Consider the following 12043-nt stretch of genomic DNA (forward strand, 5'->3'; position numbering starts at 1 on the left):
ACCGGGGGGCGGTCACCTCGTCAGGACACCGGCTCGGGCCGCCGGAGCAGCTCGTACAGTGCCGCGATGCTCCGGTCGCCGAGCCCCTGCGCGACGGCCCGTTCGAGCAGTTCGTCCATGGCCTCGCGCCAGGCGGTGTCCACGCCGGCCTCCCGCGCCGCGTGGGCGGCTTCGGGGATCCCCGCGTGGAAGGTCGCCACCGTGGAGACCGGGTCGGAGTAGTCCCCGGAGTCGATCTCCCGCGCGAACAGGGGCAGGACCGAGGCGATCATCTCCAGCCATCTGACGGAGTAGGGCACCAGCGCCGCCGCCTCCAGTCCCCGCTCGCGCATCAGGGCCGCCCCCTCGAAGAACCCGAGGAGGGCCGGCAGCAGCGGAACGCCCACCGCCGTCTCGTACAGGGCGGCCAGGTCGGGCTCGGAACCCAGGTGGACGGTGTCGCCGCCCAGGACCCGCAGGACCGGCTCGTACTCCTCGAACACCTCGCGGTCGCCGCCGTAGTACAGCAGGGTGTCGGCTCCCCCGACCGCGGTGGGCACGTCCTTGACCGCGCCGTCCAGGAACCGGGCGCCGTGCCCGGCCGCCCACCGCGCCATCCGCCGCGCCCCCGCCGGGGTGCCGGAGTTGAGGGTGACCAGGGTGCGCCCCCGCAGCTCGGGGGCGGCGGGGTCCAGCGCCGCGAGCGTGGCGTCGTAGGTGCTCAGGCACGCGATGACCAGCGGGCTCGACGCGACCGCCGCCGCGACCGACCCGGCGGCCCCGGCCCCCTCGGCCACCAGCGCGGCCGCCTTGCCGGGGCTGCGGTTCCACACCGTCGTCGGATGGCCCGCCCGGACGAACGCCCGCGCCAGCGCCGAGCCCATGAGCCCGAGTCCGATGACGGTCACCGCCGTGCGCCGCTCTTTCGCCATGTCGTTCTCCCCGTCCTCGAAGGAATCCCCGGGCCGGCGCCCGGGTCCGCTCCCATGCTGGTCGGGGTACGAACATTTCTTCAAGTACCGATATTTTTATCGGGTACCGGCATTTTCGTCAGTGAGGAGGGGTGATGAGCGGGCGGACCTACATCTGCGGGCTCGACGCGGCGATGCACGCCATGGGCGGCAAGTGGAAGGCCCTCATCCTGTGGTGGCTCCAGGAGAAGCCGCTCCGGTTCGGGGAGCTGCGCCGCACGGTTGAGGGCATCAGCGAACGGGTGCTCATCCTCCAGCTGCGCGAACTGGAGGCGCACGGGCTGGTGCACCGGCACGTCCACGAACAGGTCCCGCCCCGGGTGGAGTACTCCCTCACCGAGTTCGGGCGCTCCCTCGTCCCCGCGCTGAACGCGCTGGGGGCCTGGGGGGAGGAGAACATGGACCGCCTCCAGGGGTGAGGGGCCCGCCCGCGGGCGGGCCCCTCACGGCGGCCCGTCACAGCGGCGTGCTCAGGACTCGGGGTCGATCTCGCGGATCACCCGGGCCGGGTTGCCCACCGCGACCACGTTGGCGGGCAGGTCGCGGCTGACCACCGCGCCCGCGCCCACCACCGTGTTCTCGCCGATGCTCACGCCCGGGCAGACGATGACGCCGCCGCCCAGCCACACGTTGTCGCCGATGGTGATGGGCTCGGCCGCCTCCCACTTGTCGCGGCGCGGCCCCGGCTCGATCGGGTGCGTGGGGGTGAGCAGCTGGACGTTGGGGCCGATCTGCACGTCCGCGCCGATCCGGATCGGGGCCACGTCCAGCATCACGGCCCCGCAGTTGACGAACGAGCGGGGGCCGATGGTGATGTGGTAGCCGAAGTCCACCCGCAGCGGCGGCCGGATCCAGGTGTCCTCGCCCAGCCCGCCCAGGAGTTCGGCGAGCGCCTCGCGGCGGGCGGGGTCGTCCGGCTCCAAGGTGTTGTAGCGGTGCGCGAGCTTCTCCGCGCGGATCAGCTCGGCCTGGAGCTCGGGGTCGTCGGACCGGTAGAGCTCACCGGCGAGCATGCGTTCCTTCTGACTGGCCACACGGGTCCTTTCCCAGGGATGGTCGACCCCCGCACCCTAGCCGTCCCACCTCCCCGCGGGCACCCGGAAAAAGGAGGGGCCGCCCCGTGCGGGGCGGCCCCTCCGGATCAGGTCACAGGATCCTCTTGACGCCCGGGACCGCCCGGACCGCGGCGGCCAGCGCCCAGCAGCCGGGCACCGCCAGCGCGGACAGGGCCAGGAACTTCACCGCCGCGGGCGCCTCCCATCCGGCCAGCAGCACCCCGCCGGCGACCAGTACCAGCGGGTGCAGGACGTAGACGGCGAACGCGTTGGCGGACAGGAACCGGGAGAGGGGCCCGCCGCCGGCGACGAACCGGCGGAAGAACACCAGCAGCGCCAGGATGGTGCCCACCGACAGGAAGGTCTCCAGCACCATCAGGGCCAGCGCCTGCGGGGTGCTCGCCGCGGCCTCCGCGCCGCCCAGCGCCCCCTGGGCCGCGAAGAAGGCGACCAGGGCCGTCAGCGCCGTGCCCGCCCCGTACCACCCGGCCGCGCCGGGCAGGCGGGTGGCCCAGTTGCCGCGGAACGCGAGGATCCCGACCACGAACAGGGAGACGTACTGGGGCAGGTAGTTCGGGCTGGGCAGGCCCAGGACCGGCCAGTAGTAGGGGGCCGGGTTGACCCACCGCCACAGGAACGAGACCACGGCCAGCGCCAGGGTGAACCCCACCACCGGCCACAGCCAGCGCAGCCGCGCGCCGTCGGCCGGGCGGGGCTCCGGGGCCCGGCCGCGGTCCCGGCGCAGCCGCCGGACCAGCGCGTAGGCCAGGCCGAAGACCAGCAGCACCTCCACGAACCACATCGGGCCCGGGTCGTAGGCCACGATCGCGAACAGCCAGAACGGCATGTCGCCGGCCAGGCCCTGGGCCAGCGCGTCCTGGTAGGGCGGGATCATCAGCAGCGGCCGCACCAGCAGCACGAACAGCAGGAAGGGCACCCCCAGGCGGACCAGGCGCTCGCGCACGAACCCGCGCACGCCCCTGCGGTCCGCCGAACCGGGCGTGAAGTAGCCCGACAGCAGGAAGAACAGGCCCATGAAGTAGGTCTGGTTGAGGACGATGAACAGGTCCAGCAGCCCGGCCGAGGCGTCCCCCACCGGTTCCAGGTAGAACCACACGGGGATGTTGCTGTAGGTCAGGGCCGCGTGGTGGAGCACGACCAGGACGGTCAGCGCCACCCGCAGGTTGTCGATGTAGTGCAGGCGGGTGCGGGGCCCGCCACCGGGTCCGGCGGCGGTGCGGGGTGGGGCGTGCTGTGACATGGTGTCCTCGTCCAAGGGGATGGGGGGTACGGCTCAGTCGGGCCGCACCGCGCGTACCAACAGGTCTGCGAGCTCGCGGGCGTGGGCGAGCAGGTCGGTCTCGGGGCGGGAGATCCAGTAGCCGAACATCGCGTCGATGGCCGACTGCTGGGTGACCGCCATGACCCGGACGTCGAATTCGCGCAGCTCCCCGCGCGCCTGCCCCTCGCGGTAGAGCCCCTCCAGGGACTCGTACAGGGGCTCGGCGGCCACGGCGCCGTAGCGGGGGACCCCGTCGGCGCCGCGGTCGTGCACGAAGATCTCGGTGAGCGCGCGCAGCCGGTCCGGGTGGGCCAGGGCATACTCGGCCACCCCCAGGACATGGGCGCGGACGACGTCGGTGGCCTTCTCCTGCTCGGCGAGCCGGGGCAGGAGCGTGTCGGCGATCTCGGTGTACACCGTGACGACCACTTGGTCCACCAGCTCGTCCTTTCCCGCGAAGTGGTAGGAGATGACCCCCTTGCTGACGCCCGCCGTGGCGGCGATCCGGGCCAGGGAGGCCTTCGGGAAGCCCACCTCGGCGATGGTCGCGACCGCCGCCGCGATGATCTGCTTCCGCCGGGCCTCCTCGATGAAGGACCTTTTCTGACCGTCCGTCTCATTTTTTGACCGCATGGCCAGAATCTAACACGGGCGGCCTGGAATCCATCGGGGATGCCCCTGAGCCGCCCCCGACCCGCCCCCGGGGCCGGGTGCGGAAAACCCCTCGCCCGGCCTCGGCCGTGCGGCCGGCGTCCCCGGCATGGACACCGACCCCAGGGAGACCGTGCGGCGCGGCTACGACGCCCTGTCCCACCGCTACGACGAGGCCTTCGGCGCCGGTTCCGAGTACGGGCCGTGGATCGCCGACCTCCTGGGCCGGATCGGCCGGTGGCTGCGGCCGGGCGGGACCCTGCCGGCCACCACGGGGCACCGCACCTGGACCGGGGCGGACCCCGACCGGCCGGGCGGCGGCGTCCCCATGTGGTGGAGCCAGGCGGACGCCGCCCGCTACCGCGAGTGGATCACCGGGGCGGGGCCGGCGGTGGAGGCGGAGGAGTTCGTGCCCGAAGGGGAGGGCGGGCACGCCCTGTTCCTCGCCCGCCGCCCCTGAACAGGGCCGTCGGGGCACCCGCGAGGGGCGGGCGGGCTTGGAGGAACCGGTGGGGACGGAGTACCCTGGAGGTGGCGCCGTCCCGCGCCCAACCCCCGGTTCCGGCGCCCACGCCGCCGGCTGAGAGGGGGCAAAGGGGATCTGAGAGTCCTCGGGACGCCGGTCTGATGCGCCCTACCGGCGGGGTGGACGAGCGTGGGTCGTGCCGCCGTCGCCGAGGAGCCGTCATGACCAGGCACAAGTCCTTCAAGCAGCAGGTCCGCACCCGGATGGCCAAGACCGGGGAGAGCTACACCGCGGCCCGCGCCCACCTGCTCCCCGACGGGGCCCGCCCCGCGGCCGGAGAGGCCCCCGCACCCCCCGCCACGGCACCGGAGCCGGCCGCGCCCGCCGCCCCGGGGCAGGCCACCGCGACCATGCGGGCCCGGGTGTCCTCCGACGCGGTGCGCGAGCGCACCGGGCGCGGCTACGACGAGTGGTTCGCCGTGCTGGACGCCTGGGGCGCCACCGGCCGCACCCACAAGGAGATCGCCGCCCACCTGGTCCGGGAGCGGGACGTCGCGGGCTGGTGGGCGCAGTCGCTGACGGTCGCCTACGAGCAGGAGCGCGGGATGCGCGCCCCCGGCCAGCGCAAGGACGGCTACTCGGCCAACGCCTCCAAGACGGTGCGCGCGCCGGCGGAGGAGGTCTTCGCGGCGCTGTCGGAGAAGGACGTCCGCGAGCGGTGGCTGGCCGACCTGGACCTGACGGTGCGCTCGGACAACCCGCCCAAGCGGGTCACCGCCGACCTGGGCGACGGCACCCGGGTGGTCTTCTACCTCACCGCCAGGGACGCCGACCGGGTGTCGGTGGCGGTGGAGCAGTCCCGGCTGGCCGACCCGGACGCGGCCACCGGGGCCAAGGAGTTCTGGCGCGAGCGCCTGAGCCGCCTCAAGGCCCTGGTGGAGCAGGGTTCCTGACCTGTCCCCTCGCAGGTCCGGTGCGGCCGCCCGCTCGGGCGGCCGCACCGGGAACACGCGGTGCCGGACCCCGGGGCCGCCCTAGGGGACCGGGACCGCTGCGGGCAGGGTGAGGGCCAGGGGGTCGGGAGCCAGCGCCGACAGGAAGTCCGCGGCGTCGAACACCTCGCCCGGGGCCAGGGCCCCGACGGCGCGGACGCGCCCGTCCAGCAGGCGCACCACCGCCTCGGCCAGCAGCGGCGCGGTCACCGCGTAGATGTCCCGCCCCGAGGCGGTGGCCCGCCGCTCGGTCCCCTCCACCCGCACCCGCACGTCGACGGCGAACCGCTGGGCCGACCTGCCGGTGGCGTCGGCGGCCTCGGGGCCGGGCGTGGCCGGGTCGCGCAGCTCGGCCAGGGGCCCCTCGTTGAGGTAGGAGGTGATCCGGTCCGCGCCCAGGTGGCGGTGGAGCAGCACGATCTCGGAGAAGGGCAGGGGGACCGTCGCCTGGCGCCCCAGCGGCCCGGGGAAGTCCCAGTCGCGGCCGGCGGGCGCGACCTCCTCCAGCCGCACGAGCCGGCCCCCCTCGACGAGCAGGCGCGGGGCCGTGTTGCGCTCGCCGGTGACGCGCGTGCCCTCGGTGGGCCGCCACCCGTCCAGGCCCACGGCCACGGTGACCTCCTGCACCGGGTCGCCGCCGGCCGCGGCGGTGGCCAGCAGGTCGGCCAGCCCGCCGTAGAACGCCATCGCGGGCAGCACCGCCACCCCCGCCGCCGCGGCGGACGCGGCATGGTCGCGCAGGGTCGCCGCGGCGGCGGGCTGCTCGGCGGTCACGTCCAGGTAGTGGGCCCCGGCCGCAACGGCGGCCGCCGCCACCGGCCCGGCGGTGTCCAGGAAGGGCCCGGCGGCGTTGACCACCGCCGCGGCGCCCGCCACCGCCCGGCCCAGCGCCCGCGCGTCCGGGGCCGGGCGCACCTCCAGGCCGGGGTGGGCCGGGGCCAGGTCCGCGAGCCGGTCCGCGTTGCGCCCGGAGAGCACCGGCTCCAGCCCGCGCCGCAGCAGTTCGGCCACCACGAACCTGCCGGTGTGCCCGTAGGCCCCGTACACCACTACCCTGCCGCGCGCGGACCGATGAGTCGTCGAGGAGTTCATGACCCCTATCCTCGGGCCCGGCAGACCCCGCCGACCAGCGTCCGATCCGACGCCCTGCGTACACTTTCGGACATGCACACGGTCGGGATCGCCCTGCACGAGCACACCATGCCCTACGAGACGGCGATCGCCGCCGAGGTCTTCGGGGTGGACCGCTCCGACCTGTCCGCCGACGGCGACTGGTACCGGCTGAGCGCGCACACCGCCGACGGCGCCCCCGCCCCCCTGCTGCCGGGGGTGCCCGCCCGCCGCTGGGAGGACCTGGCCGCGGTGGACACCGTGGTCGTGCCCGCCTCCCACCGGCCGCTGGAGGAGCCCGACCCGGTGTTCCTGGCGGCGCTGCGCGCCGCCCACGCCGCCGGGCGGCGGGTGGTCTCGCTGTGCACGGGGGCGTTCGTACTGGCCGCCGCGGGGCTGCTGGACGGCCTTGAGGCCACCACGCACTGGATGCACGCCGGGGAGCTGGCCCGCCGCCACCCGCGCGTGGACGTGCGCGCCGACGTCCTGTACACCGACGGCGGGCGGGTGCTGACCGCCGCGGGCAAGACGGCGGCGCTGGACCTGTGCCTGCACGTGGTGCGCACCGACCACGGGGCCGCCGCGGCCAACGGGCTGGCCCGGCGCCTGGTCGCACCGGCCCACCGGCCGGGCGGGCAGGCCCAGTTCATCGCCCCGCCCGCCGTGCCGCGCACCCGCGACGGGCTGGGCGAGGCCCTGGAGTGGGCCCGTGCCCGGCTGGACCGGCCGCTGACCGTGGCCGACCTGGCCCGCCGGGCGGGGCTGAGCCCGCGGCAGCTGGCCCGGCGCATGCACGCCGAGACCGGGACGTCCCCGCTGGAGTGGCTGCACCGCCAGCGCGTGGGCCTGGCCCGGGAGCTGCTGGAGGGCACCGACGCGAGCGTGGAGCAGATCGCCGCCCGCTGCGGCATGGGCACGGCCGCCACGCTGCGCCGCCACTTCCACCGCGCCGTCGGTGTGAGCCCCCTGGCCTACCGCTCGGCCTTCCGCTCCCTGCACCCCTCCCGCTGACCCGCCCGCCGCGGGGTGCGCGGCGGGCGGGCCGGCGGCACCGCCGCCCGTCGGGTCAGCGGCCCAGGTAGGTGCGCAGGTGGCGGGCGGTCAGGGTGTCGCCCTTCTCGACCAGCTCGGCCGGGGAGCCCTCGAACACCACCCGGCCGCCCTCGTGCCCGGCGCCCGGGCCCAGGTCGATGATGTGGTCGGCGTGGGCCATCACCGCCTGGTGGTGCTCGATCACGATCACCGTGTTGCCGTCGTCCACCAGCCGGTCCAGCAGCGCCAGCAGCCGGTCCACGTCGGCCAGGTGCAGGCCGGTGGTGGGCTCGTCCATCACGTACACCGCGCCCTGGCGGGCCATGGAGATCGCCAGCTTCAGCCGCTGGCGCTCGCCGCCCGACAGGGTGGTCAGCGGCTGGCCCAGGCCCAGGTAGCCCAGGCCCACGTCGTGCAGCCGGTCCAGGATGACCCGGGCGTTGCCGGAGGCGAAGAAGTCCCGGGCCTCCACCACCGACATGGCCAGCACCTGGCTGATGTCCTTGCCGCGCAGGGTGTGGGCCAGCACCTCGGGGCGGAACCGCTTGCCCTCGCACTGCTCGCAGGTGGTGGCCACCCCGGCCATCATCGCCAGGTCGGTGTAGATGACCCCGGCGCCCTTGCACTCGGGGCAGGCGCCCTCGGAGTTGGCGCTGAACAGCGCCGCCTTGACCCCGTTGGCGCGGGCGAAGGCGGTGCGGATCGGGTCCAGCAGCCCGGTGTAGGTGGCGGGATTGGAGCGCCGCGACCCCTTGATCGGCGACTGGTCGACCACCACCACGCCCTCGCGGCCCGGCAGCGCCCCGTGGATCAGCGAGCTCTTGCCCGACCCCGCGACCCCGGTGACCACGGTGAGCACCCCCAGGGGGATGTCCACGCTGACGTCCTTGAGGTTGTGGGAGGTGGCGCCGGTGATGGACAGCGCCCCGCGGCCGGTGCGCACGTTCTCGCGCAGCCGCGCCCGGTGGTCCAGGTGGTCGCCGGTGAGGGTGCCCGAGGCGCGCAGGCCCGCCACGTCGCCGGTGTAGGTGATGCGCCCGCCCGCGGGTCCGGCGCCCGGCCCCAGGTCCACCACGTGGTCGGCCAGGGAGATGGTCTCGGGCTTGTGCTCGACCACCAGGACGGTGTTGCCCTTGTCGCGCAGGCTCAGCAGGAGGTTGTTCATCCGCTCGATGTCGTGCGGGTGCAGGCCGATGGTGGGCTCGTCGAACACGTAGGTGACGTCGCTGAGGCTGGAGCCCAGGTGGCGGACCATCTTCACCCGCTGGGACTCCCCTCCCGACAGGGTGCCCGACTCCCGGTCCAGGCTCAGGTAGCCCAGGCCGACCTCCACCAGGGAGTCCAGGGTGTGGCCCAGCCCGTCCAGCAGCGGCTTGACCGAGGGCTCGTCCAGGGTGCGCACGAAAGCGGCCAGGTCGTCGATCTGCATCGCCGAGCACTCGGTGATGCTGCGCCCGGCGACCTTCACCGAGCGGGCGGCGGCGTTGAGGCGGGTGCCCTCGCACTCGGGGCAGGTGGAGAAGGTGACGGCGCGGTCCACGAACGCGCGCAGCCCCGCCTGCATCTTCTCGCGGTCCTTGGACAGGTAGGTGCGCTTGATCTTGGGGACCAGGCCCTCGTAGCTGATGTTGTTGGTGCCGACCTTGACCTTGGTGACCGGGTGGTACAGGAAGGTCTCGCGCTCCTGCTCGGTGTAGTCGCGCACCTTCTTGTCCGGGTCCAGCAGGCCGGAGCCCGCGTAGACCTGCCAGTACCAGGTGCCCACCCCGTAGCCGGGGGCGGTGATGGCCCCCTCGTTCAGGGACAGGTCGGCGTCGACCAGTTCGCCGATGTCGATGGCGTTGACCCGGCCCAGGCCCTCGCACTCGGGGCACATGCCCTCGGCGTTGTTGAAGCTGAACGCGCTGGAGGGCTCCAGGCGGGGGGTGCCCACGCGGCTGAAGACCACGCGCAGCATGGCGGCCGCGTCGGTGGCGGTGCCCACGGTGGACCGGGAGTTGGCGCCCATGCGCTCCTGGTCGACGATGATCGCGGCGCTGAGGTTGCGCAGCGTGTCCACCTCGGGGCGGCCGACGTTGGGCATGAACGACTGGATGAAGGTCGTGTAGGTCTCGTTGATGAGCCGCTGGGACTCCGCGGCGATGGTCCCGAAGACCAGGGAGGACTTGCCGGAGCCGGACAGGCCGGTGAAGACGGTCAGGCGGCGCTTGGGGATGTCGACGTCGACCCCCGCCAGGTTGTTCTCCCTGGCACCGCGGACCTGGATGGTGTCGTGGCCGTCGGCCGGATGCTCGGTTCGCACGCTGTTCTCCAGGTTTCCTTATGCGATAAACTCTCAGACCGGTCGAGTTTATGCCATAAGGAGGACATTCGTGGTCGTGTACCCCGGGCGCGGAGACGCACGCCGCACGATGTCCCTGCTGTGGCGCTCCCCGGGTGAGGCGGCCCCCGCCCCGGCCGCCGGCCGCCGACCCGAGCTCACCGTGGACCTGGTGGTGGCCACCGCCGTGGAGGTGGCCGACGCCGAGGGCATGGAGGCGCTGTCCATGCGGGCGGTCGGGGAGCGCCTGGGCCGCACCGCCATGTCCCTGTACACCTACGTGGCCAGCAAGAACGAACTCGTCGAGCTGATGTACGACCACGTCTTCGGCGAGCCCGCCGACGCCGCGGAGGCCGACCGCTCCCCCGGCTGGCGCGCCGCGACCGAGGCCTGGGCCGTGCGGCTGTGGGACTTCTACCTGCGCCACCCCTGGACCCTGGAGGTCTCCACCGCCCGCCCGGTGCTGGGCCCCAACGAGTACCGGCTCTTCGAGTCGTTGGCGGCGGTGCTGCACCGGGCGGGCCTGCCCCCGGCGCGCATCCGCACCGCCTACGGGACCCTGTTCAACCTGGTGCGCGGCCAGGTGCAGGTCGCCGCTGAGGCCCGCCGGGCGGGGGCGGTCACCGGGATCCCCGAGGACGTGTGGTGGCGCGAGCGGTCGGGCCTGCTGGACGAGGTCGCCCCGGACTTCGGCGCGCGCTTCCCCACCCTGACCGCGATGGCGCGGGCGGGGGCGTTCGCCAACGGGGACGAGTCCGAGCCCTACCTGGAGCAGGAGGCCCGCGAGACGTTCCGGGCGGGGCTGGCCTCCGTCCTGGACTCCCTGGAGGCGCAGCTGGAGGTCCCGGAGCACTCAGGCGCGTAGGAAGTCCAGCACCGCGGGGCCCTGCCCGATGACGGCGTGCCCCACGCCGGGCAGCACGGTGACCTCGGCGTGCGGGACGTGGGCGCGCAGCCGCCGCGCGGTGTCCGCCGAGTCGAGCATCAGGTCCCTGTCGCCCATCACGGCCTTCACCGGCATGTCCAGGGAGCGCAGGGCGGCGTCGGAGAACACGGGCAGGGTCTCGGTGCGCGGCCGGAACTCCCCGAAGGCGGCGGCGACCTCCTCCACCAGCGGCGCGTACCGGGGCTCGTGCAGCCCCAGGACGGCGCGCACCGAGCGGAGCCTGCCCCACCGGCCGAAGGGGGTCCAGGCCAGGGCCGGGGCCAGCCGCAGCGGGGTCTGGCGGCCGATGCCGCCGGGGCACACCAGCGCCAGCCGCTCGACCCGCCCGGGCCGGCGGACGGCGTGGTCCAGGGCGGTCCACCCGCCCAGGGACATCCCCACGAAGGCCGCCCGGGACAGGCCGAGCCCGTCCATGACGTCGTCCAGCCACAGGGCGACGGCGTCGGAGTCCAGGGCGGGGCGGGCGGGGGCGCTCAGCCCGGGCTCGCCGACCAGGTCCACGGCGTACATCCGCAGGTGCCGCGACCAGGTGGGGGCGTCGCCCGCCCACACCGAGGAGTTGGCCCCCGAGCCGTGCAGCAGCACCACGGGCGGCGCGTCGCGCGGGCCGCAGGCCAGGACGAACGTCTCGCCCTCCCGGGTGGGCAGGCGCACCCGCTCGGCGGGCACCGGCCAGGCGTCCAGCGCCTCCAGGTACCGCCGCCGGACCTCCCGCTCCCCGGCCTCGGACCGGTAGATGGCGTTCATCGGAACTCCCCTTCCTCCCCCATCACTCCCCATTGGAGTGCTTTTTTGTACTCTAAACTTCCCTTTAGTGGGGAGTCAAAAGGAATGTTGGGGAGTAGTGGTCGCGGATGTCGCACCCGTGGCCGATACTCGCCCCATGACCACCAAGGCATGGGACGAGAGCGGACGGACGGTCCACGACCCCACCCCCCGGGACGTGGACACGATGGTGGCGGGCCTGGAGGCGGGCAACGAGTTCCTCATCGTCGAACGCGCCGACGACCACTACGTGCAGGTGCTGTGGAGGCATCGGGAGGGCCGGTACCAGCTCGAGTACCGCGACGGCGGCCCGACCGAGCACCACCGCACGTACACCGAGTCCCCCGAGGAGGTCGCCACCGCGATGTCGGGCTGGCTCACCGGCGCCCCCGCCTGGCGCGAGCCCTTCACGTGGGAGGACATCTCCCACTACTTCACCGGCGACGGCTCCTGAGCCCGGACCGCAGCCAGGGG

General features: G+C 74.2%; 13 protein-coding genes. 6 read left to right on the top strand and 7 right to left on the bottom strand.

Features of this window, described 5'->3' with window-relative positions; genetic code table 11:
- Nucleotides 1-20: 20 nt before the first annotated feature.
- The gene (locus tag ABZ249_RS28120) at nt 21-911 is read right to left on the bottom strand and encodes an NAD(P)-binding domain-containing protein (RefSeq protein WP_355268852.1); all 891 of its coding nucleotides are present in this window, start codon (nt 909-911) and stop codon (nt 21-23) included.
- 134 nt (nt 912-1045) lie between these two features.
- Here ABZ249_RS28120 and ABZ249_RS28125 point away from each other — a divergent pair, with 134 nt between their 5' ends.
- Complete coding sequence (locus ABZ249_RS28125) at nt 1046-1369, top strand: helix-turn-helix domain-containing protein (RefSeq protein ID WP_355268854.1); 324 nt, start codon at nt 1046-1048, stop codon at nt 1367-1369.
- 51 nt (nt 1370-1420) lie between these two features.
- On the opposite strand, the gene ABZ249_RS28130 is transcribed toward ABZ249_RS28125, so the two are convergent.
- The 3 genes from ABZ249_RS28130 to ABZ249_RS28140 form a co-directional block, all read right to left on the bottom strand.
- Nucleotides 1421-1963: a sugar O-acetyltransferase gene (locus ABZ249_RS28130; RefSeq protein ID WP_355268965.1), complete on the bottom strand. Its 543-nt coding sequence runs from the start codon at nt 1961-1963 to the stop codon at nt 1421-1423.
- 133 nt (nt 1964-2096) lie between these two features.
- Nucleotides 2097-3266, bottom strand: coding sequence for an acyltransferase (locus ABZ249_RS28135; protein ID WP_355268856.1), 1170 nt, complete (start codon nt 3264-3266; stop codon nt 2097-2099).
- A gap of 33 nt (nt 3267-3299) precedes the next feature.
- Entirely contained in the window at nt 3300-3920 is a 621-nt protein-coding gene (locus tag ABZ249_RS28140) for a TetR/AcrR family transcriptional regulator (protein ID WP_355268858.1), read from the bottom strand.
- 127 nt (nt 3921-4047) lie between these two features.
- Here ABZ249_RS28140 and ABZ249_RS28145 point away from each other — a divergent pair, with 127 nt between their 5' ends.
- Nucleotides 4048-4398: a hypothetical protein gene (locus tag ABZ249_RS28145; RefSeq protein WP_355268860.1), complete on the top strand. Its 351-nt coding sequence runs from the start codon at nt 4048-4050 to the stop codon at nt 4396-4398.
- 227 nt (nt 4399-4625) lie between these two features.
- Nucleotides 4626-5357, top strand: coding sequence for a hypothetical protein (locus ABZ249_RS28150; protein WP_355268862.1), 732 nt, complete (start codon nt 4626-4628; stop codon nt 5355-5357).
- An 81-nt stretch (nt 5358-5438) separates the two neighbouring features.
- Here the strand turns inward: ABZ249_RS28150 and ABZ249_RS28155 are convergent, their stop codons facing one another.
- The gene (locus tag ABZ249_RS28155) at nt 5439-6488 is read right to left on the bottom strand and encodes a saccharopine dehydrogenase NADP-binding domain-containing protein (protein ID WP_355268864.1); all 1050 of its coding nucleotides are present in this window, start codon (nt 6486-6488) and stop codon (nt 5439-5441) included.
- A gap of 72 nt (nt 6489-6560) precedes the next feature.
- On the opposite strand from ABZ249_RS28155, the gene ABZ249_RS28160 reads away from it, so the two are divergent.
- Entirely contained in the window at nt 6561-7517 is a 957-nt protein-coding gene (locus ABZ249_RS28160; RefSeq protein ID WP_355268867.1) for a helix-turn-helix domain-containing protein, read from the top strand.
- A 55-nt stretch (nt 7518-7572) separates the two neighbouring features.
- Here the strand turns inward: ABZ249_RS28160 and ABZ249_RS28165 are convergent, their stop codons facing one another.
- Entirely contained in the window at nt 7573-9840 is a 2268-nt protein-coding gene (locus tag ABZ249_RS28165) for an excinuclease ABC subunit UvrA (protein WP_355268869.1), read from the bottom strand.
- A gap of 70 nt (nt 9841-9910) precedes the next feature.
- Here ABZ249_RS28165 and ABZ249_RS28170 point away from each other — a divergent pair, with 70 nt between their 5' ends.
- A complete protein-coding gene (locus ABZ249_RS28170; RefSeq protein WP_355268871.1) occupies nt 9911-10723 on the top strand; it encodes a TetR/AcrR family transcriptional regulator in 813 nt (270 codons plus the stop codon).
- Here the strand turns inward: ABZ249_RS28170 and ABZ249_RS28175 are convergent.
- Nucleotides 10712-11551: an alpha/beta fold hydrolase gene (locus ABZ249_RS28175; protein WP_355268873.1), complete on the bottom strand. Its 840-nt coding sequence runs from the start codon at nt 11549-11551 to the stop codon at nt 10712-10714. The two genes, ABZ249_RS28170 and ABZ249_RS28175, sit on opposite strands and share 12 nt — an antisense overlap.
- Before the next feature lie 136 nt (nt 11552-11687).
- On the opposite strand from ABZ249_RS28175, the gene ABZ249_RS28180 reads away from it, so the two are divergent.
- Nucleotides 11688-12023 (top strand): hypothetical protein, encoded by a 336-nt coding sequence (locus ABZ249_RS28180; protein ID WP_355268875.1) that lies wholly within the window; start codon nt 11688-11690, stop codon nt 12021-12023.
- The last annotated feature ends 20 nt before the right edge of the window (nt 12024-12043 follow it).

Source organism: Nocardiopsis sp. NPDC006139 (genome assembly GCF_040614155.1).
Taxonomy (GTDB): domain Bacteria; phylum Actinomycetota; class Actinomycetes; order Streptosporangiales; family Streptosporangiaceae; genus Nocardiopsis; species Nocardiopsis changdeensis.